Origin of the sequence: Colwellia sp. E2M01 (assembly GCF_018860585.1) — a bacterium.
Lineage (GTDB): Bacteria > Pseudomonadota > Gammaproteobacteria > Enterobacterales > Alteromonadaceae > Colwellia.
The window spans coordinates 67,418-87,640 of sequence record NZ_JAHKPR010000076.1; the positions used below are offsets into that span (position 1 = coordinate 67,418).

The 20,223-nt window shown below is 38.1% G+C and carries 21 protein-coding genes; 4 read left to right on the forward strand and 17 right to left on the reverse strand.

All coding sequences use genetic code 11. The annotated features are described in order from the left end of the window. Nucleotides 1–115: 115 nt before the first annotated feature. The 3 genes from pstA to KO502_RS14890 all read right to left on the reverse strand — a co-directional run bounded on the left by pstA (nucleotide 116) and on the right by KO502_RS14890 (nucleotide 7,720). Nucleotides 116–1,753, reverse strand: a complete 1,638-nt coding sequence (pstA, locus tag KO502_RS14880) for a phosphate ABC transporter permease PstA (protein ID WP_216023357.1) — start codon at nucleotides 1,751–1,753, stop codon at nucleotides 116–118. Nucleotides 1,754–1,966: 213 nt separating this feature from the next. Beyond that, entirely contained in the window at nucleotides 1,967–4,273 is a 2,307-nt protein-coding gene (locus KO502_RS14885) for an ABC transporter permease subunit (protein ID WP_216023358.1), read from the reverse strand. A gap of 675 nt (nucleotides 4,274–4,948) precedes the next feature. Next, on the reverse strand, nucleotides 4,949–7,720 hold the full coding sequence (locus KO502_RS14890) for an SLBB domain-containing protein (RefSeq protein ID WP_216023359.1): 2,772 nt from the start codon (nucleotides 7,718–7,720) through the stop codon (nucleotides 4,949–4,951). 768 nt (nucleotides 7,721–8,488) lie between these two features. Between KO502_RS14890 and KO502_RS14895 the strand changes: the two genes are divergently transcribed. Beyond that, nucleotides 8,489–10,003, forward strand: coding sequence for a peptide MFS transporter (locus KO502_RS14895; RefSeq protein ID WP_216023360.1), 1,515 nt, complete (start codon nucleotides 8,489–8,491; stop codon nucleotides 10,001–10,003). Between the two features lie 99 nt (nucleotides 10,004–10,102). Further along, the gene (locus KO502_RS14900; protein WP_216023361.1) at nucleotides 10,103–10,681 is read left to right on the forward strand and encodes a 5-formyltetrahydrofolate cyclo-ligase; all 579 of its coding nucleotides are present in this window, start codon (nucleotides 10,103–10,105) and stop codon (nucleotides 10,679–10,681) included. A 25-nt stretch (nucleotides 10,682–10,706) separates the two neighbouring features. On the opposite strand, the gene KO502_RS14905 is transcribed toward KO502_RS14900, so the two are convergent. Continuing rightward, nucleotides 10,707–11,582 carry a tRNA pseudouridine(65) synthase TruC gene (locus tag KO502_RS14905; protein ID WP_216023397.1) on the reverse strand — a complete coding sequence of 292 codons (876 nt, stop codon included), beginning with the start codon at nucleotides 11,580–11,582 and terminating at the stop codon, nucleotides 10,707–10,709. A 294-nt stretch (nucleotides 11,583–11,876) separates the two neighbouring features. On the opposite strand from KO502_RS14905, the gene KO502_RS14910 reads away from it, so the two are divergent. After that, nucleotides 11,877–12,788, forward strand: coding sequence for a tyrosine-type recombinase/integrase (locus KO502_RS14910; RefSeq protein WP_216023362.1), 912 nt, complete (start codon nucleotides 11,877–11,879; stop codon nucleotides 12,786–12,788). A gap of 50 nt (nucleotides 12,789–12,838) precedes the next feature. Continuing rightward, complete coding sequence (locus KO502_RS14915; protein ID WP_216023363.1) at nucleotides 12,839–13,207, forward strand: hypothetical protein; 369 nt, start codon at nucleotides 12,839–12,841, stop codon at nucleotides 13,205–13,207. Between the two features lie 71 nt (nucleotides 13,208–13,278). Here KO502_RS14915 and KO502_RS14920 read toward each other — a convergent pair whose 3' ends face one another. The 13 genes from KO502_RS14920 to KO502_RS14980 all read right to left on the reverse strand — a co-directional run bounded on the left by KO502_RS14920 (nucleotide 13,279) and on the right by KO502_RS14980 (nucleotide 20,203). Then, nucleotides 13,279–13,443 (reverse strand): hypothetical protein, encoded by a 165-nt coding sequence (locus KO502_RS14920; RefSeq protein WP_216023364.1) that lies wholly within the window; start codon nucleotides 13,441–13,443, stop codon nucleotides 13,279–13,281. Beyond that, complete coding sequence (locus KO502_RS14925; protein ID WP_216023365.1) at nucleotides 13,436–13,756, reverse strand: hypothetical protein; 321 nt, start codon at nucleotides 13,754–13,756, stop codon at nucleotides 13,436–13,438. Before KO502_RS14925 ends, KO502_RS14920 begins: the two co-directional genes overlap by 8 nt. Before the next feature lie 24 nt (nucleotides 13,757–13,780). Next, nucleotides 13,781–14,038 carry a hypothetical protein gene (locus KO502_RS14930; RefSeq protein WP_216023366.1) on the reverse strand — a complete coding sequence of 86 codons (258 nt, stop codon included), beginning with the start codon at nucleotides 14,036–14,038 and terminating at the stop codon, nucleotides 13,781–13,783. Continuing rightward, nucleotides 14,035–14,442, reverse strand: a complete 408-nt coding sequence (locus tag KO502_RS14935) for a virion protein (protein WP_252730788.1) — start codon at nucleotides 14,440–14,442, stop codon at nucleotides 14,035–14,037. Before KO502_RS14935 ends, KO502_RS14930 begins: the two co-directional genes overlap by 4 nt. A 53-nt stretch (nucleotides 14,443–14,495) precedes the next feature. Beyond that, on the reverse strand, nucleotides 14,496–16,025 hold the full coding sequence (locus tag KO502_RS14940) for a hypothetical protein (RefSeq protein ID WP_216023368.1): 1,530 nt from the start codon (nucleotides 16,023–16,025) through the stop codon (nucleotides 14,496–14,498). Further along, nucleotides 16,025–16,813, reverse strand: coding sequence for a hypothetical protein (locus KO502_RS14945; RefSeq protein WP_216023369.1), 789 nt, complete (start codon nucleotides 16,811–16,813; stop codon nucleotides 16,025–16,027). Before KO502_RS14945 ends, KO502_RS14940 begins: the two co-directional genes overlap by 1 nt. A 3-nt stretch (nucleotides 16,814–16,816) precedes the next feature. Then, nucleotides 16,817–16,972 (reverse strand): hypothetical protein, encoded by a 156-nt coding sequence (locus KO502_RS14950; protein WP_216023370.1) that lies wholly within the window; start codon nucleotides 16,970–16,972, stop codon nucleotides 16,817–16,819. A 65-nt stretch (nucleotides 16,973–17,037) separates the two neighbouring features. Beyond that, on the reverse strand, nucleotides 17,038–17,367 hold the full coding sequence (locus KO502_RS14955) for a hypothetical protein (RefSeq protein WP_216023371.1): 330 nt from the start codon (nucleotides 17,365–17,367) through the stop codon (nucleotides 17,038–17,040). Nucleotides 17,368–17,376: 9 nt separating this feature from the next. After that, a complete protein-coding gene (locus tag KO502_RS14960; RefSeq protein WP_216023372.1) occupies nucleotides 17,377–18,246 on the reverse strand; it encodes a major capsid protein P2 in 870 nt (289 codons plus the stop codon). Between the two features lie 217 nt (nucleotides 18,247–18,463). Further along, nucleotides 18,464–19,192, reverse strand: a complete 729-nt coding sequence (locus KO502_RS14965) for a hypothetical protein (protein ID WP_216023373.1) — start codon at nucleotides 19,190–19,192, stop codon at nucleotides 18,464–18,466. Then, nucleotides 19,182–19,697 (reverse strand): hypothetical protein, encoded by a 516-nt coding sequence (locus tag KO502_RS14970; protein ID WP_216023374.1) that lies wholly within the window; start codon nucleotides 19,695–19,697, stop codon nucleotides 19,182–19,184. Before KO502_RS14970 ends, KO502_RS14965 begins: the two co-directional genes overlap by 11 nt. Continuing rightward, nucleotides 19,654–20,037, reverse strand: a complete 384-nt coding sequence (locus KO502_RS14975; RefSeq protein ID WP_216023375.1) for a hypothetical protein — start codon at nucleotides 20,035–20,037, stop codon at nucleotides 19,654–19,656. Before KO502_RS14975 ends, KO502_RS14970 begins: the two co-directional genes overlap by 44 nt. Beyond that, nucleotides 20,027–20,203 carry a hypothetical protein gene (locus tag KO502_RS14980; RefSeq protein WP_216023376.1) on the reverse strand — a complete coding sequence of 59 codons (177 nt, stop codon included), beginning with the start codon at nucleotides 20,201–20,203 and terminating at the stop codon, nucleotides 20,027–20,029. The genes KO502_RS14975 and KO502_RS14980 overlap by 11 nt, the downstream gene beginning before the upstream one ends. Nucleotides 20,204–20,223: the final 20 nt, after the last annotated feature.

The window sequence follows — 20,223 nt, forward strand, 5'->3', positions numbered from 1 at the left end:
AAAAGTCATTTACGGTTTTATAAATATTGATTGTTTATAGTATTTACTACTGTTTTTAATGCTGCTTATAAATATAGATAGTGCAAGTAGTTATTACTGCACTATTTATTAAATATTAATGTTCTAGCATTTTATATCGTTCACGTAACTTATTACGAATTGATACAGCAGTCATATTCAAAGCAACAATTATAGTCACTAATAATAATGCGGTTGCAAAAACAAGTGGGCGTGCCGCTTCAACATTCGGGCTTTGGAAACCAACATCATAAATGTGGAAACCTAAGTGCATAAACTTTCTATCTAAATGTAAGAATGGGAAGTTACCATCTAACGGTAAGTTAGGTGCCATTTTAACAACACCAACTAACATTAGCGGTGCAACTTCACCGGCAGCGCGCGCTATCGCTAAAATAATACCTGTCATGATCGCTGGGCTAGCAATAGGTAAGATAATACGCCACAAGGTTTCTGCCTTTGTTGCGCCAAGTGCTAATGAGCCATGTCGCATAGCCGATGGAATACGAGACAGGCCTTCTTCTGTTGATACAATAACAACCGGTAATGTTAATATTGCTAAAGTTAACGCTGACCATAAAACACCTGGGGTACCAAAAGTTGGACTTGGTAAATTCTCTGAATAGAATAATTGGTCAAGTGAACCACCCACCATATAAACAAAGAAGCCTAAACCAAATACTCCATAAACAATGGAAGGTACACCGGCGAGATTAATAACCGCGATACGTAAAATTTTAGTTAATGCATTTTTACCTGCATATTCATGTAAATAAATAGCGGCGATAACGCCAAATGGTGAGACGATTATCGTCATTAATAACACCATTAATACCGTACCAAAAATAGCGGGAAAAACACCACCTTCGGTATTGGCTTCACGTGGGTCTTCAACTAAGAATCCCCAAATTTGGCTAAAGAACATGCCTGTTTTTTGAAAAACATTTAGTTGATTATTAAAAGTTACTTTTAAGATGTGTTCAAAGTTAACGGTAACTAGTTGACCGTCCATAGCACGCATTACAATATGATCACGTGCTACCTTTTCTCGGTAACCCATTAATTCAGCTTCAAGTTTTTCGTAATCTTGTTTTAAAATCTCTGTTTCGCTATCAATCTCTGCTTGTCTAGCTGGTGTTAATTCGTTATCTAATTGATATTTACGTTTTTGTAAACGTAAACGCTCTAACTTGTAATTGATTGCACCAATATCTGACTTTTGTAATTCATCAATTTGCTCTTGAAACGCGTCAACACGCTCTAAAAGTTTAGGTAACTCACTTTGGTCAACAGTTTTTCCGTCAAGTACTACGCTATCAATGTAACCATAAAAGTTACCGTGTGTGCGACGTTCAACAACGGCTATTTCTTTTGGTTTTTCAGTTTTAGTAATGTAATTACTTAATAACCAACGAAAGTCTAAACTAACTAGTTCTCTATTACCGGTTTTAATTAATAAGCGTTCTAACACTTCTTGGTTAGGATCAAGTTGCAGGTTTAAATGTGCTAATTGACTAACAGGAATTTCTTCACGATCATAGATCTCACCAATAACAACACTTTTAGCACCATTTTGATCGGTAATATCAAATTGATATAAGTCACTTGGCCAAAAATAAGATAAACCTCGAGAAGCAATAAGCCATAAAAGGCCGAGTACTGAGATTAAACTAATACTTACGCCACCTGCTGATAACCATATCCACGGTGAGCCTGATTTAAACCATTTATTCATAAATAACTCTTTATTGGTAAGTAGTTATCATCTTGTCGCTATATAGCTAAATTTAGACAGAAACAATACTCATTGATAGTCATCAACTCCGTATTCTTTATTTTAAATTTAATCATATAGCTTAAAGCTGACACACTGCTTTATCTCTATAACTTTTATTGTAACTTTAATAATTAACTTCTAATCTTGTACTGATTGACTAAATAAACTTGCCTACATTGAGCTGTATTTTTCACGTAAACGTTGACGAACAAATTCAGCAATAGTGTTAAAAATGAAGGTAAAAATAAATAGTACAAAAGCTGCTAAAAATAAGATGCGGTAATGTGAACTACCTACTTCTGACTCAGGCATTTCTACCGCAATGTTTGCCGCTAATGTTCTCATTCCTTGGAAAATGCTCCAGTCTAAAATAGGGGTATTACCTGTTGCCATTAATACAATCATGGTTTCACCAACGGCTCGACCTAAGCCCATCATAACAGCTGAGAATATACCAGGGCTGGCAGTAAGTAAGACAACTTTAGCTAAGGTTTGCCATTGTGTAGCACCCAATGCTAAGGAACCACTTGTTAAGTGGCTTGGCACACTAAAAATTGCATCTTCAGCCATAGAAAATATGGTAGGAATAACCGCGAAACCCATAGCAAGACCTACAACTAGTGCATTACGTTGGTCAAAGTCGATACCAAGATCATTGGTTAAATATTGACGCATATCTCCTTGAAATAAAGTACTTTCAAGTACCCCCGATAAAGAAAAAGCCAAGTAAATAGCCAACACGAGTACAGGAATAAGTAATAAAGGTGCTAGGGTTTCTGGTATTTTCTCTTTCCATTCATTTGGTAGGTTGTGCCACGCAAAAGCCGTAATGAGTGTTGCTAGTGGTAAGAAAAAGAACAGTAAGAAAATTGCTGGTAAATATTCTTCCATTATTGGCGCCAACCATAAGCCAGCCAAAAAACCTAAAATAACGGTAGGTAATGCTTCCATCATTTCAATGGTAGGCTTTACTTTTTTACGCATAGCGGGTGTCATAAAATAAGCGGTATATATAGCTGCAGTTAAAGCAATTGGCACGGCAAATAACATGGCATATAGCGCCGCTTTAACCGTACCAAATGAAATAGGAACTAAGGAGAACTTACCTTCAAAATCATCAGAACCAGAAGTTGATTGCCAAACATAATCAGGCTCAGGGTAACCTTCATACCAAACTTCTTGCCATAATGCTTGCCAAGTTACCTCAGGATGTTCATTGGTCACACTAAAGGTTTGCAAGTTAATGTTATTAGCTGAGTCTTTGCTAACGGTAATTAAGCCATTTGAGCGAGGAGCTATAGCAAAAGCTTCAGTTGCAGCATTAACTAATTGACCCTGCCATAAATGTGCGTCACTCGTGGTATAAAACACATTAACTAAACCACTGTTAGTCATAGTGTAAAAACTTTTTCTAAAACGTTCAGTATGGATTGCCGTAATGGCATTTGATAATTTGTTATCATTATCAGTTTCAAAGGTTCTAATTTGTTTAAACTGACGACCATTATCCGTTGCTACTTCAAACCATTGACTAACACGACCGCTACTGTCACCAAGTAATACTGAGCTACTACCAGAAAGCAATGCCATTGACGTTAAGTAAGTATCAGAGTTTTTCAGTGTTGGGGTGATAGTTGCTTTTAATTCTGCATCATACTCTTCATTTAGATCATACACATACACTGTTGAGTCACTACGAATAAAAGCTAAATTTAAATCGGGAGTAACATGAACCTCATCAACATGGTGTTCGAAATCAATTTCTTGAAAAACCGTTTCGTATTCAACATCATAACCATCATTTGAAGAGCCAAAATCATCTTCTGCAATATAGGTAGTTTTAATTAAACGGTTATCTTCTGTAAAACCCACAAAAACAATTAATTCATCGTTCATAGCGAAAGATAATTTTGATAAAGGCATTTCTTGCTCATCAATAATTAAAGCATCTTGACCTAACGGATAGTTAACTTGCGGGATTATTTCTCGAATATCTTTTTCATAGCTGGCAAAAAAACTAGGTGCTACAAGTAATGTTTTCCCTGCAACAGTGTGGATTAATTTATTTTCAGAAAAGGAATCAACAATACTTGTGATTTTTTTTTCAGCGAAGTCATCACTTTCAAGTAATGATTGAGATAAAGCGACATCACCTAGATTAAATGCTTTATTTACACCTTTAGTGCTACTTTTCAAATGATAAAAATTAATAGTGCCCGCATCATTAATTTGATAAGCAACTTCTTGTAGCTCGTCAACACCTGTTGCTAATACTTTTTCCGAATTTACTAACTGCAGACTTATATTAACGTTATTTTCTATTTCCGCAGATTCAAAAACAGGTTTAACAACATAAAGTAAATATAAGAAAATGAGTACTAACGTAAATAAAACGCTAATACCGCCTAAGGTGATGAACCACCTTGCTAATGAGTTTTTAACCCCGCGACTGCGGTTAGAGCTAATAAGAGTTGTCACTTCGTTAACCTTATCATCAATAAACTACTTGATAGTTTATTTAATAGTGAGAATATGATTTTATAATGAGGCGAAGTATAAGTGAGTAATATGACACTTTTATTACAGGCGTTAGATTGCTCGAAGATTAAAGGGATATGGCTATTACTAGCTATTATTTTGCTAGATTTAAAAAAATACTAAAATTAACTAGATAAGTTATTGAGAAAACAATTAAAAACAAAAATACCCAATAATCAATATTATTGGATATTTAACGATGAAGCTGTTCTGTTTACTGTACTTAGCTTACTAATATGAACAGTAAACACTAGTTATATTACAAATTAATAACAGTTAGGTTACGTTTATATTAACTGCAAAGTTAACTAACCTCAACTCTGGTTAAGGCACAGTTACTCAACAAGCTATTTTAAGCTTAACATCTTGAATTTGTTATTATACCAACCTCACAAACTAAGCGAACATTTATACGGGCTAAAATAGATCACTTAATTAATGGAACTGGTATTAATAGCCAACTATTGTCTTGGATACAAAGTCCATTTCATTAGTTATAAACTATTAATATTGAGCGGTAATATACCCTAAAATATAACAGAGTTTAGTTATTTGATTGATATACAGTGTTTTTTTGTTGATTTTATAATATAAATTAACCAAATCCTAAGCTAACTAAATACCATTAATAGCCGCAATTGCCACAGCTGAGTTATAAATAATACTAGTAACACTTGACCATAAAGCGAGATTATTCGTATATTCAGCGTCAAGTGGTACAACAATGGTATCCCCTGGTTTTAAATTATCACCTACATCACCGGTGAACCAATTACCACTATTCATCATTTTAATACTACCGTTTGCGGAAATAATATAAATTCTGCTTTCATCTGCTCGTTTTTTACTACCACCACTTTGTGCTAAATAATCATCGGCAGTTAAGCTTGGATCATATATATGCGACGAAGTAACTTGTACTTGACCGACAACGTTGATTGAGCTTTTCTTTGTTGGTACATAAAGAACATCTCCGCCTTCAAGTAAAACATCATAATTGTCATCAGTCATAACTTTAGGCAAGTCGATAACTAAACGTCCTACAGGTTGTACATTTGCCATATCTGCTAACATTTGTTTCACTTCAGCATACGATTGAGAGTAATCGTCATCTGTCAATGATTTAGATGCCATTTCAATGCGTAAATCTGCCGTTAATTTTAAGAGATTTTGTTGTTCTATTTTACGTAATTGTGTACGTGTAAATACTGATCCATCTTCATGTGCAAACTGGGTGAAGCCGCCTGCTTTAACGATTAAGTCAGCTAAACTTTCACCACGACGAATTGTATATTTACCGGGAAAAACAAATTCTCCTCTTAGCTCAACAACGTTATTTTCACTCCATGAGGGTATTTTGTGAATATTTAACCTATCTTTTGACTTAAGTAATATATTGTCTTGCTCATTACCATTAATTGCATTGCCTAAGTTGATCGAAATAGACGTTTGTTGCGCCATATGATTTATAATTTGGTTTCTAGTTACTTCAGATCGTTCTAAGTAAGCTGACTCAGTTAACCCTCCTCCAGCTTTAATTAAATTGTCAATCCTTCCCTCTTGAGCTAATGGGTAAACACCAGGAAACTTCACTTCACCATCAATTTCGACTAATGATATAGGCTGGCCAGAGCGTCCTTGTCGCTTTAATTGCTCAATAATGGGTATTAATAAGCGTTGACGAGAGAATACAGTTAATTCTTTAATATCTATATCTTCTTCTATATCGCCACCACTTAATTGAGCAATAGATCTCTCAATTAACTTTGCTTCTGCGTTTTTATCGCTGTCTAACGCTGAAAGTTGCTCTTCATCACCATACTTCAACCAAAATTGTTTTTTATTATATTCGTCCTTTGCTGTGTCTTGCTCTTTCCTAACTAAATTTTCTTGGGTAAAGGCTAAAGCATCTATATTAACTTTATTGTCAACTGATTTTAGGATATTAGAAAAAACAAGTATTTTATCATTACCCTGTAACAGTAAATTATCTTTTGAACCAGGTGACGCTAATGCTTTTGCAAGATCAAACTGTAAAACTTCGATATTACGTGCGTTATCAATTTCTCGAACTACAAGCGAGTAGTTAAGATCTGCATAATGTAGTACATGCGAATTAATATCGGGGAAAACATCGGTAATACGTTGGCCATTTTGCCATTGATATTTACCAGGACGAGTTACCGCACCTATAACGGTAATAGATTGCTCAAACATTTCAGCTGCTTTCATTACAAATACGGCATCGCCTGCTTTAGCTTTTTTAGCTAAATCACTGTCTTTGGTTAAATCAATATTAACAACAGAGCGTAAAGCACCTTGATTGTAACGCTCAACTCGTGTTGTTTTTGAAAATGCAGTAGGTAATAAACCACCTGACATAGCTACTACGTCAGCAAAACTTTCGTTCTCAGTTAATTCATAAATAGCAGGACGACGAACTTCACCTTCAACCGAGATAGTGCCGCCTTTAGGTGAAATAAAGACCACGTCGCCAGATTGTAATAATAAATCACCGCTTGAATCGCCTTTTATTAATAAGTCATATAAATCTAAGGTATCAATTAATTTTCCTGAACGTTTGAGTTGGATAGTACGCAAACTACCTAAGTCACTTACACCGCCCGCGGCGAATATAGCGTGAGTAATACTTGATAATGAACTTAAGGTGTAAGGCCCTGGCTTATGCGCATCACCTAAAACAAAAATACGCATAGATCGTAATGAAGCGATACCAACCACCACATCTACACCAATTATTTTTTCTTTAATTCGTGCTGTTAATAAGTTTTTCATCTCGTTAAATGTTAAGCCTGAAACAGTAAATGGGCCATGTTCGGGAAATACTATTTGTCCTTCACGATTCACTTCTAATTCAAGCTCATGCTTTTCTTTCCCAAAAACTTGAATAGAAATTTGATCGCCAGGGCCAATAATATAATCAGCAGGAATGGCTATATCCATTGTAGGAGCAAAAGTTTGCGGGGCATTGGCAAAAACATCATAACCGAAGGGCTTTACTTTGTTGTCTTCCTCTAATATTTCTAACTCAGTTAATTCGCCTTCAGTGATAGGGTTGCCTTCTGCATCAAATTGAGTACCACGAGGAAAAACTGCAGTATTAAGTTTTTCACCCGATGCATTTCCACCTGAGATTTGCCCTTGAATACTATTAAGATCAATACCCATGCTTTTTGCAAGCGACTCTTGTTGCGATCTAGGGAGTTTTTTAAATTGCTCTATTTGTTGCTGACTAACAGCAGCAAAAGCCAAGGCTTTATTTGGTACCGTCAAAAGTGTAAGCGTAAATATCATTAAAGCTGCAACAATCGGGCTAGCTATGTCAAAATTACGACGATTAAAAAACTGTTTCATGGTGATTATCATTTTAACAATAGGTTCCTATCTTTATAGCTTGTATTTCAGACAAATTAAAAACTTAAATACTATAAACATTTTGGTAAATACAGCTATTCATTCTTGAATTAAAATTAGAATACAAGAATAACAGCATAAAGCTTACTCACTAGATTTAGTGACGACGAAGTTTACCAGTATATACTTGTGCAAACAATATATTAGCTTAACTCCCCTTGAGTAATTATTATGAAAAATTAATTCTCATTAAATTTTTCATAATAATTTATATCCGTTACCAATTAAGATTTAGGCTTCAAAGTATTTGAGTTACATATCAAGTTGCAATAAGGAGACGCTGTGATGTCGGTGTACTCATTATCTTGCAATGAACACCAATGAAGTAAATATTTAACTTGAACTCGGTTTAAGATGTTTTAAGTTCCATTGAAAACTCTGTACTTTGAATAGTAATAGCTATAAAAAACAACAAGGATGTTGTATATAAAAAAGGCATCTGTAAAAAGTTAATGACACTCTATGCTTACTCTTCACACTGCCTTTTTAACTTCTGAACACAGCTATAGACATTTTTGAATATCGTAATAGTGATTCATTTTCTTTATATTCTCATTCAGTTATAACATTTGCCTCGTTAATAATGTTACTGGTAAAGTAGATTTAATGACTTTGCAAATAATAATCTCGAACAATAAGCCAAACACTTTTCAACAACAACAACAACAACAACAACAACAACAACAACAATCGTTCTGCGTATTTTGAAAGGAAAATATTATGTCAACTCAAACTGACACTGCTTTTTTTGGCCAACCTGCGGGCCTAAAGACTTTATTCTTCACCGAAATGTGGGAGCGCATGAGTTACTACGGTATGAGAATGTTGCTGGTTTTATTCATGACAGCAACATTACAAGAAGGTGGTTTAGGTCTTACTGTTGCTTCTGCTGCTGCAATTTATGGCCTTTATACAGGTAGCGTTTATTTCATGGGCTTACCCGGCGGTTGGATTGCCGATAGGTTAATTGGTGGTCAAAAAGCAGTGTGGTATGGCGGCTTAATTATTATGTGTGGTCATATAATCCTAGCGATACCTAATGATAATACTTTTTTTGTCGGCTTAGTTTTTGTCATGTTAGGTACAGGTTTATTAAAACCTAATATTGGTGTTTTAGTCGGGCAACTATATTCTTACGAAGATAAAAGACGTGACGGTGGCTACGCTATCTACTATATGGGCATCAATATAGGTGCTGTTATTGGTTACTCTGTTTGTGGCTATTTAATGGAAGATCAAGAAAATTACGGTTGGCATTGGGCATTTGGTGCCGCAGCTGTAGGTATGGCTTTCGGTTTACTTCATTATCGAAAGACGCTTGCTACCTTAAACGGTGCCGGCGCAAAACCTTCTTTCCCGCTATCAGTCAAAAATACAAAAATAAGCTGGATAATAATCAGCAGTATTTTGGTAACTATCTCTGTTGTGATGGGTTTAATTATGACGGGATTAATGACAGTTAACCCTGTTGCTATCGCCCAATATATTGCGGTTACTTTTACCTTAGTTTTCTTTATCTATTATGGCTCTATTTATTTTGGCGGTAATTTAACGACTAATGAAAAGAAGCGTTTGTGGGCACTATTACTCGTTTGTGTGGCATCCGCTTGTTTCTGGTCAGGCTTTGAGCAAGCAGGATCTTCTCTTAATTTATTTACTCGAGATTATACCGATCGCATGATAGGTAATTACGAAGTCCCTACCGGCTGGTTTCAATCGTTAAACGCTATTTTCATCGTACTTCTCTCGCCTTTTTTTGCTGCCTTATGGATTAATTTAGGTAAACGTTTAGTTAGCCCGTCTTACGGTATTAAGTGTGCTATGGGCTTAATAGTTATGGCCAGTGGTTTTCTGGTAATGTTTTTTGCAGCGCAATATGCCGCATCAGGCATGAAGGTAGCGCCATACTGGTTAGTGGCAACCTACTTTTTACATACCGTTGGTGAGTTATGCTTAAGCCCAGTAGCCCTGAGCGCGGTAAGTAAATTATCGCCGCGACGTTTTGCAGGGCAAATGATGGGCATATTCGTACTAACTTACTCAATAGGTAATATCATTTCAGGTTTGTTAGCTGGTAATTTTGATCCTAATAATGTTGAGCAACTACCTTATCTTTACCTACAAATTGGATTATTTAGTATTGGCATAGGTATTGTGATTTTATTAATTGCTTTTAAAAGTCGTTTCTGGGAAAGCTTGGCTGACGAAGAAACTGACAATAAAATTAGAGTATAGCAACATTGACTAAAACGATGAGTCATTGTGTACTCATCGTTTAATTTTCTTGGTTATTATGCTGATAATAAACCCTACAACCTTGCTACAGATACGCCCATGAATATGAGAACACAACTTCGTAAAGAAATAAGACAACGTCGTAATTCACTTTCAAGCATTGAACAAAATGCAGCGGCAATTGCACTAAGTGAACGGTTAGCTACCCATAAAATAATTCAACAAGCGCAACATATTGCACTTTATTTGAGTAATGATGGTGAGTTATCAACAACTCGGTTTATTGATTGGTGTTGGCAACAAAATAAAGCCGTGTACTTACCGGTAATTCACCCTTTTAGCCCTGGTAATTTACTCTTTTTGCGCTACCAAAAAGACACGCCTCTGATCAATAATATTTACGGTATTTTAGAGCCGAAATTAGATGTGACTCAAGTATGCCCGCTGAATCAGCTAGATGTTATTTTCACGCCTTTAGTCGCTTTTGATGGCTCAGGCGCAAGGTTAGGTATGGGCGGTGGTTTTTACGATCGCAGCTTAGCTAACTGGCAAAGCACAAAGTTATATCCGCTTGGCTTAGCTCATGACTGTCAGCGTGTTGAAGAAGTCCCTGTAGAAAGTTGGGATATTCCTTTACCTGAAATAATTACCCCGAGTAAAAGTTACTGTTTTAGTTAGAGAAATATAAAGTAGGAACTAGAGCTTAATCTATTGACCAATCCAGTTCAGTAAACACCTGCTGCCACTGTTCATCAAAAGGCGCGACAATGTTAATTCGCTCATGAGTGATAGGGTGATCAAAGGCTAATGATTGTGCATGTAACATTAACCGTTTAAAGCCAAAATGCTGATTAAAAAATGGGTTTTGCTTATTATCACCATAATTAATATCGCCGATAATAGGGGTTCTCAAGTGAGCAAGATGACGACGTATTTGATGTCGCCTTCCCGTAACGGGGCGTACTTCAACAAGAGAGTAACGCACGCTATCAAATTTTCCTAACGGGATGGGTAAACTCGCTTGTTGTTTTATCTGATAATAACTCTGCGCCGATTGTGCGGGCTTATCACGACTAACATTTTTATCGCCTAACTTATCTAGCTTTTCTTTAAGTGGATGATCAATTAAACCTTCAGGTACAGTTAAATGACCACGTACGAGCGCATAATAGGTTTTAACCATTGTGCTAGCTTGTGATGCAGCTTCAATATCAGATGCCGCTCTCCCCTTTTCTTCGGCACTAATATCTGACGCTTTTAAGGAGGTTATTAAAAGATCCGCTTGTTTAGATTTATTAGCAAAAGCCTCACTTAACAAAGTCGCTACTTCTTTTGTTAAAGCAAAAAGCAGTACTCCAGATGTTGGCCTATCTAAACGGTGAACGGGATAAACATATTGTCCAATTTGGTCACGCACTAACTGCAAAGCAAAATAAATTTCATCTCTGTCCATAAAACTACGATGGACAAATAATCCCGCAGGTTTATCGACAGCCACCATAAACTCATCTTGATATAAAATAGTCAAAACGGGCTTATCTGGATCTTCATTAATTTCAGCTTGATTATCGATATTCATTTGCAAGTTACTATTAGCTTTAAGTACTACTTCATCATTCATGTTTTTTACTGCCTAGTTCATACTAATAATCACATAAAAATACGAGTTCAGCGTACTTGAATTTGAGTAATAGCTGAGTTTTATTAGGTTAATGTCGTCATTATCCTTAAAATACCACCTAATTGTACTTTAAAAACCGCTTTAACTGTTGTTTTTTAGTGTTTCACTCTATTTTTTTATATAAACCTTTAAAAATCATTGTTTCGACTTTTTTATTTAAGTGACCCATATATAACAAAAAGGAATTAAAAATTGAATATAAACAACAAAAAAATCTATAAAAACCCCGCAGAAAATTATATTTTTTCTCTCGATTCCCCAGTAAATGCACAAAACACGGCTTTAGCTCTTAATCGTTTATGCAATAAATTACAAAAAAATAGTAATTATTTGTCATTCGATTGGTCAAAACTAAGCTATTCCGCATTAATAAAGTTAAAACATGATCTTCAGAATGACGATTATAGCGCGGGAACGATTAACACTTACTTATCTATATTTAAAAGCGTTGCGCTTGATGCATGGCGTTTAAAATTGATTGCAACGGATGATTATTTACATATAAAAGATATAAAGCGTGTAAAAGGTTCACGCGTTGCAACTGGCCGAGCGCTCACACCAAAAGAGATCAACAATATAGTTAAGCGCTGCTTGAACTTAAAAACAATGGCAGGTTGCAGGAACGCAGCTATAATAGCCATAACTTACGGCGCAGGGTTAAGAGTTAGTGAGCTTGCGAGCATTAAGAAAGAAAACATAAACAATGATGTTTTAGTTGTAATAGGTAAAGGAAACAAGCAAAGAATAATCCCTTTGCCCGCTTTTGTACTTAAACACGTTAAAAGGTGGTTAAAGTCTAGGCTTGCTTTTGATTGTGAGTACGTTTTTTTGCGGGTGCAAAAAGGCGATCACATCATCAACGAGCGCATTGCAAAAAAAGGATATAGCGACATATTCAGTAAAATAGCTAAATATTCAAAACAAGAACATTTTACACCGCACGACTTACGGCGCAGCTATGCAACCAATCTTTTAGAATGTAATGTTGATTTATTTACAGTACAAAGCCTTTTAGGGCATTCTAGCCCAGACACAACAAAAATTTATGATTTACGGGGAGAAAAGACAAAGGCCGAAGCTGTTAAACTGTTGCCGTTTCAATAATTAAGCTTTACCCTATCAATAAAATACTAATTAAAAATAAGGATCATTTAATGAGAAATTTACTCTTAACTGCCGCGGCCTTATCTGTGTTAATGGCTGGCTGCTCTTCAAAGCCGAGTTTATATAGTGCAGTAACACCGTTAAAAGGCGGCGAATTAATAACAATTACTACGGCTATTAGTAGAGAAGAGGCACTATTAAAGGCGAACACTAACGCAGAAAACTATTGTGAATATAAGCAGTTTTCAGGTTATGAAGTAAATGAAGTAAACACTATTTACCAAGGCTTATACGAAAACGAAAAAGCCGCGCAAAAAGTAAAGAAAGGCGAGCAAGTATTAGGTAGATTTACGGCGGGAATGTTTAGGACAGATTCTAAAACAGATTTTAAAACAGATTTAAGCTTTAGGTGCATTTAATAACATTATTAATGTTTGTTCGCACGAACACGCCCCCTTGTACGTACGAACAAACTTAACAACGTTATAATTTAACACTTTGCACATTTTTCAGCAGCCTGCTCAAGTAGCGCTAAACGCTTATCAAAGCCGCTTGTTATTTTGTTAAACTTAAACAAGAAAAAAAGCGCCATACCGCCTACGGGCGTTATTCCTAATTCCGCCAGGTCTTTTAATGTTGGTAATAAATCAATCATTGTTTTTTTTCCACCTAAAGAGCTTATCTATACCAAAAACAGCAAAACTTATAGATAAAAACCCGCCAACGTACCAGTCAGGGAAAATCCCCAATTGTTCAAAAGCTGCCTGCGTTGATTCCCGCAGGGGCGGGATAAACAAGCTTATAAAAGGATATGACCAAATCAACACTAAAAATTCATCAGACCAACCAATCAAGCTGTTTTTTGAATTTTCAATTTTTGCCTCCGCTTTTAGTAGTTCTGCTTTTGATTTACTACTAACCCAATCTTTAAACGTTCCGCCGATAATCGACAAGATAAGAGACATCATGTTACCCACTCCCACAACTTAAAGTTAATCATGCGTAATATCATAAATCCACCCGCCTAAACTCCAATTGCTAGACCCTGATAACTTTGCTCCAACAGCGTTAACACCGCTAGCAAAGATATTATCGTTATTTAACGGATTGATAGAATTACCAACAACCCCCGCCGCCTGTGTCGCTGCTTGCGCTGCTTTTTGCGTGGCAAAATACCCCACCACACCAAGCGCTAAAACACCAACACCAACCATGGCCGCTTTACTGTTTAGTATTTTTTCTACTTTCATGAATAAAAGCCCATTTTAAAACCGTCTTGTATTGTTGATATGGTGTACGGCTGCTGTCCGTTTTCGTGATAAATCATAGCTTCGATAAGCTTTATATAATCAATTTCACTTAACGACTCTTCAGCACTAACACCAACCTTTTGAGCAACGCTATTAATATAGCTATCAGTATCGTTTTCGGTCGGCGGTGCCCATCGCGTGATAATTTCCGTTATTGTTGTTAACCCGTACTTATCACGATAGCTTTTTAGAATTCGGGAGGCTGCTCTTATGCCATGTTCTGCCGTTTCAAACTGCACGAACGAACCATCATTACCGACCGAACCAAACCAATCATCATTACTTGTGCGAATGTTTAACGGATTGTTGTTTCTAATGCCTCGCGGCGTAGAATTATTTTTCATGATATAAAATCCTAAAATAAAAACGGCGGCTATCGCTGCCGCTTTAGCTTTCATTAATTTAACTCTGACATTATCGAGACACCTAACCCGCCAACTGTGACAACTTCGCCCGCCAACTCTATAACATGAACCCCTGCCGACTGAAGTAACAAGAAAACTTTGCCGCTGTTATCTACCGCTAACCCTCTATGTGTAATATCACCACCAACAACACCCCTTAACTGTAATGAATCCCACGCGCCCGCTTCTACATCATAAGAAAGTACGCCGTCACGGGTCAGTATATGCAAATACCCCCCCGAAACACCGAACCGTTGTATATCACTATGTCGCCCATTCATCATCGGTGCCTCAATCATATCGTTATACGTGTAGCCACCATCGCTAGAATAAAAAATATCACTCCCCGAACAGAGATATATTCTACCTCTTTCAGTATCAATACCTGTTTTTTTTTCATTTGTGTACGTATCAGCTATACTTAAAGGTACTGACGTCCACGTCACCCCTAAATCTTCTGTTACTGCGCAAACCCCGTCCCTCCCCATAACAGCGATATTTCCATCCTTGTTTATATACGCAGCCGCTGCAATTTTGTTCGTCCAATTCAGTGTTGATAAGTCAACGACTTGGGCGGATGAATTATCAAAACTACCAATAACGACATTGTCACCACTATTCGGACCATACTTAACTAAATACTTAGAACCGTAAATCTCTGCATGTCCCGCATTACCTACGCTTACGCCACCACTAATATCTTTATCTATATAACTATAATCAGATAATTCGATTGTTCTTTCTGTCATCTTCCCCCCCACAAGACACAAAATAACAAGTGTATCACCCACCACACGACCGGTGCCTATCATCAGATTAAACGAGGAGCCACCATTGCACGGCAAAGATGCACCCATAGTACTCAAGTCAGCACTTAGCGCGTAAAACTTTAAGCCGTAGCCGCGATAAGCCATTACCTCATTCAATACATGATTAAAGTACATGTCATCACACTGCCCCACATCTGCGCTTGCTCTATTTACCTGCATAGGTATTGCGGGTTTTGATACCTCTACTTCAATATCATCTTTATCTAACGAATGCGCATATATTGCATCCTGAGTATTAATACTAAAACTATCACCCGCCTGTATTGTAATAGTGCTATTTAATGTTGAACCTATGCCGCCTATATTAAACGCCTTATTTGCTTGTACTGTCACTTTTCCGCGACCAATTCTGGGTGGTACTAGCTCTGTAATTTTACCAAAAAACACGCTTTTTCTGCTTTGCGTTAAAGAGCTTGCGCCTACCGTTTTCAACTCCAACGGTATATAGCTTAGCGGCAAATCACCGAGCCATATTTTGGTTTGCTGTGTAACTTCACTTCTAAATGCCACACTCACAAAACCAACAGGAACAGGAAAAGCCATACCGCTAACTAGCTTAGTCTCAAATGTTGTTGAGTTTTGCATTGTTATTCGCGCGTCAATATCACCCGCGGCAAGCACTACATTAATATGTTTCCCTAAAGCGGATATCGAATTCCATTCATTAGCCTTTAATAAAATATTTTGCAGCATTATTTTTTACCTTTTAACGTCCAAGCAATAAAACCAAGCCCCGCAAGACCGCCTATCACCATAAACATTTTATTTGTTGATTCTGCTAAATTTGCACCGTCCGAACGCGACACATTATCAGCAAATTGCATCATTGACTTAAAACCATTATTTAGTGAATCATTATTATCTTGCTGCTGCAAAAATGACGTATTACTAAGGCTTTCCGCCAAATCATTTCCTGCCATCAACTGCATATAGCCTAACTCACCCATACTCAATGCCGCATTTAAATTGTTATCGCTTTGATTAGCAATCAACTGTGCAGCGTTATCCAAAACCATACCGTTAGCGCTCAAACTTGAGTTGAGCATATGCGTAGACAAATCACCATACTGCGAAACTAGCGCAGCATTTGTATTTATTGCGCCGTCAGCAAAGGCGAAAGCATCACCCGTTAATGAATACGCGTTATTTGCTGAATTATTAGCTATTGCCGCTATATCTTTTGTAACACCTTCAGCAAAAGAGTAAGCGCCGCTTGTTGCACCTTCAGCTAGTCGCATGGCTTCGCCTATCGAGCCATGGTCTGTTTGCTCTATTATTACAGACCCCGCAGAAGCCGCAGAGCTTGAACCATCTTTCGCTTTCTCGCCGAAATCAATATTTACAGGTGAAACCGAAGAGTAAACAGTATTAGCGCCCGAAAAATCCTGCGTATTTGAAAAGTTATTGGTTCTAGTTTCGGTGTTACCCGTGTTTGTTTTGCCGCCCGACCCGAAAAAGCCGCCGCCACTGAAAAGCCCCATTCACTACCCCTTTTTCAACAAGAACAAAAGAGCAACAACAGCAACAACAGCAATAACATTGCTATCTATTCCTGAATTACCTTTGATTAATGAACCACCTGTAAACCCTACGTCTGTAGCGCTTGATGTTTGGTCGCTTGTGCTCGAACTCAACTGCATCGCACCCACCTTAAACTCCTTAATAAAAGCCGCCGACTTGGGCGGCCATTATTACTATCAATTAATTATCTAGCGCCATTCATGCGCATATAAAACGCAAGACCCAACAAGCCAAGACTAGCAATAAGCAACGGCTTATTAACGTTTATCGTTGTTGGCTTAGTGTGAGCACCAACCGCCAAAAGCGATTGGTCTACTTGCACCGCTGCGGCATTATCTAGCTCTGGCTCGTATACTGCCGCTTGCAAATCTTGACCCGAGGTGCTTCGGTCAGCTTTTATCTGCTCAACTTGACCCCAAAGGCTTAACGCATCACCCAGACCGCCGTTAATTGATTGCCAAAGCCCGCCCGCACTAGCTGTTGCCACGGGTGTAGCTGTATTTTCAATACTCATAACAACCCCTTAGAAGCGACCCGCTCCCCAAACATCAATATATTCAACCATCAGCTCGACTTGACCCGCGCTTGCTGCTTCGCAGCGCAATCGCATATCTTGGATTGGTAACTGATTACCGCTACTGTCCTTGTAGGAAAGCGGCAAAGCGTGTTGAACATCACCATCTAAAATCAAATCAATAACAGTCGAATCAGATACTTGTGGCGTTCTTCCGTTAAGCTGCTGAAATACCGCCGCCTTACTTGCCGATAAATCATGCCAGTTCGTATTATCAACAAGCAATTCGGCTTTTGTTATTTCACATAAACCATCGGAGTTTTCATCGCCAACATCTGGCATATACAAGTGAATAGCTGCAATTGATGCTCCTACGGGCTTCGGTATATTGTCTATTTCAAACGTACCTGCCGCGGACACATTAACAAACATACGGCGCACTTTTGTTAAGTAATTCGGCACACCTTGAACGCTTTGCACTGTTTGAGCATAAGCCGTTAAAACAGGCGCGCTTGCTGCTGCATCAATTTCAATTGAGATATTTGCTGTTGTAATGCCTTGGCTTCGGTTTGTATCAAAACCGAAAAAGCGAGTATCCCCAAGTTTGTGTAATTCGGGGCGGTTAAAATTAAAAATTAACACGCCGCTTTTTTGGGTTCTTGAGTAGTGCGAATCCATGCTAATCAAGCGTGTTCCACTCGGATATTCAGAAATTAAACGGTTGTTAGCTTCAATTTTAATGTTTTTTAGCTGCGCAGCGGTTACACCTGAATAATGTAAGTGTATTGCTTCATACGTATTACCAACGGGCAACATGATAGATACGTTATTACCCGCCGCAACATTGGCAATCGTTGGTAATTGTTTAAGAGACTTCATGAATCAGCCCCTTATAAGTGTTTTGTTACAGAGAATGGCGCAAACTTCTTAACTAGCGCCAAAACTAAAATAGAAGCTAAAGAGCTTTTAATTGTGCTTTTGATGTTCATGTGTTTTGTCTCCCGACATAAAAAAAACTGTGGGCGTGTTTCGCAACAGTACCCACTAGGAGACACAATTTAATAAGACGTTTCGCTAGCGTGTAAAGCTCGTTTCGCTATGCTGTTTTAGTGTTTTTCGCTGTTTTCGCTCTGCTTTTGTCAAAAATATGTCTTAAATCCAGTTTTTCGACATTACCCAAGCCGCCAGTCGCTTTAAAATACGTTAGCGGCTCAAGGCTTTTTATATCAGCAAGCGTTAAATCACACTCTTTACCCATGCGCTCCGCATCGCTTCTCGATTCCTGAACTCCGATAATTTTAAAAGGTGATTGACTTAGTATTGTTTTGCTCACTTCTGTTGAGCGCTGAAAAACTGTGTGAACAACTAAGCCGAATTTTCTACCGCCCGTCAAACACTCACCCAATCTACCGGTCTCTTTTGCGTTTGAATCAGTCCAACGCGCTAACTCTTCGATAACCATATCCAACCGCCTGTTACCGTCACACGCGCGCCACATCAATTCACAAAACCACAACATTTCCTTTCGTGTCGGCTCTTTTGGCATATACGCAATGCGAAAAGGCAAACCACTCCGCCACGCCTTAGCAAACTGATTTGCAAATTTTACCCTTGTTTCAAAATGATGTACCTTTTTACCCGCAAAACCGCGGTTTTTTGGGTCTCCGCGGTGGAATTCATAATCTCCGTAAGGGTCGAAAATAGCCAAACAGGGGTTGGCGGGTACGGTTCCTGCGTATTGCACTGCGACACTTTTACCGCCTCCCGTCCCTGCCGTATAACAGCAATGCAAAGCTTTTAAAGAGTTATCTTTATTAATCGCCATCGCTCGCCCCTGTTGCATAATCCTGACTCGGTGTTTTCGCTTCAAGCTCTTGATTGTTTTTTATCTCTTGCTCTTTATCAAATGCTTTTTTCTGGCGGTACACCGAAAAAGCAAAAGTCCCCAACGACACGCCGAGCGCTATTTCTTCTTTGAACTTTTCAAGCCATGGCGGTAACTCAGCATTACCGAAATGTTTTTGTATTACCGCCGTTGCTTTGCTTGCTATATCTTCTTTTTGACTATCGGGTATCACAATATCAGCACCGACATAGGCGCTTGATAATGTCTCTAAATAACTAACACCCCCCGCCGCAAAGGTAAAAGCATCTTCCTTAGACATACCGCCCGAATTTTCGTTTTTATTTTCGGGTGCTGCCTCGCTTGTGTCGCTTGCACCACTTGCGGTTCCGGTAAATTGGTCTAAATCATCATAGCTTGGTAATTCTTCCGCAATTAATCCGCTATCTTGCGCCGAATCCAAGAATGACGGCGGCGGCGATTCCAAGTCCTGCGAGCGCTTTAAATCCGCCGCCACTTCTTCCGCTATCGTCTTTGTTGCTTTTCTCGTTGTCGCTGTTGCTGTTACCATCTTCTGGCTCCCACTCGTTAAGGTTATTGTTTGATTTTTCATTAATTAAAGAACTTTTTTCACGTTCGGGCGGTAAAGCTGCGCCACCATCAATGGCCTGTTGCCAACGCTCCTGCAAGAGCTTTCCGCTTCTTTGGTCTAGGCCGCAATTTTTACAATGCAAATAGAGCAGTTTTTTACCTGTTTTTTTTCGTTTTATGTGGGCATCACCATTGCAACCAGAGCAACTAATTAGCCCCAGTGATTCATTGGCCATTAGTGTTAACCTCTAAAGTTTCGATTCTTTCCGCCATTTCTGACATTAAAGAGATCGCTTTATTGAGTGCATTTTTAAGATGAGTAACTTTTTGCGCGGGGCGAAAGTCGCTAGTATTTTCAGCGGCTTCAATTTCAAGTTGAATATCTTTGATTTGTTTTTGCATTTTCGTGTCTCCCGACAGTA

What these genes read in the sequence shown, in the direction of transcription:
- KO502_RS14890 (WP_216023359.1), bottom strand. Translation starts at nt 7,720, where the DNA reads ATGATAATCACCATGAAACAGTTTTTTAATCGTCGTAATTTTGACATA.
- KO502_RS14955 (WP_216023371.1), bottom strand. Translation starts at nt 17,367, where the DNA reads ATGAGTATTGAAAATACAGCTACACCCGTGGCAACAGCTAGTGCGGGC.
- KO502_RS14915 (WP_216023363.1), top strand. Translation starts at nt 12,839, where the DNA reads ATGAGAAATTTACTCTTAACTGCCGCGGCCTTATCTGTGTTAATGGCT.
- KO502_RS14945 (WP_216023369.1), bottom strand. Translation starts at nt 16,813, where the DNA reads ATGGGGCTTTTCAGTGGCGGCGGCTTTTTCGGGTCGGGCGGCAAAACA.
- KO502_RS14935 (WP_252730788.1), bottom strand. Translation starts at nt 14,442, where the DNA reads ATGAAAAATAATTCTACGCCGCGAGGCATTAGAAACAACAATCCGTTA.
- KO502_RS14905 (WP_216023397.1), bottom strand. Translation starts at nt 11,582, where the DNA reads ATGAATATCGATAATCAAGCTGAAATTAATGAAGATCCAGATAAGCCC.
- KO502_RS14960 (WP_216023372.1), bottom strand. Translation starts at nt 18,246, where the DNA reads ATGAAGTCTCTTAAACAATTACCAACGATTGCCAATGTTGCGGCGGGT.
- KO502_RS14900 (WP_216023361.1), top strand. Translation starts at nt 10,103, where the DNA reads ATGAATATGAGAACACAACTTCGTAAAGAAATAAGACAACGTCGTAAT.
- KO502_RS14965 (WP_216023373.1), bottom strand. Translation starts at nt 19,192, where the DNA reads ATGGCGATTAATAAAGATAACTCTTTAAAAGCTTTGCATTGCTGTTAT.
- KO502_RS14895 (WP_216023360.1), top strand. Translation starts at nt 8,489, where the DNA reads ATGTCAACTCAAACTGACACTGCTTTTTTTGGCCAACCTGCGGGCCTA.
- KO502_RS14950 (WP_216023370.1), bottom strand. Translation starts at nt 16,972, where the DNA reads ATGCAGTTGAGTTCGAGCACAAGCGACCAAACATCAAGCGCTACAGAC.
- KO502_RS14980 (WP_216023376.1), bottom strand. Translation starts at nt 20,203, where the DNA reads ATGCAAAAACAAATCAAAGATATTCAACTTGAAATTGAAGCCGCTGAA.
- KO502_RS14920 (WP_216023364.1), bottom strand. Translation starts at nt 13,443, where the DNA reads ATGATTGATTTATTACCAACATTAAAAGACCTGGCGGAATTAGGAATA.
- KO502_RS14930 (WP_216023366.1), bottom strand. Translation starts at nt 14,038, where the DNA reads ATGAAAGTAGAAAAAATACTAAACAGTAAAGCGGCCATGGTTGGTGTT.
- pstA (WP_216023357.1), bottom strand. Translation starts at nt 1,753, where the DNA reads ATGAATAAATGGTTTAAATCAGGCTCACCGTGGATATGGTTATCAGCA.
- KO502_RS14925 (WP_216023365.1), bottom strand. Translation starts at nt 13,756, where the DNA reads ATGATGTCTCTTATCTTGTCGATTATCGGCGGAACGTTTAAAGATTGG.
- KO502_RS14975 (WP_216023375.1), bottom strand. Translation starts at nt 20,037, where the DNA reads ATGGCCAATGAATCACTGGGGCTAATTAGTTGCTCTGGTTGCAATGGT.
- KO502_RS14940 (WP_216023368.1), bottom strand. Translation starts at nt 16,025, where the DNA reads ATGCTGCAAAATATTTTATTAAAGGCTAATGAATGGAATTCGATATCC.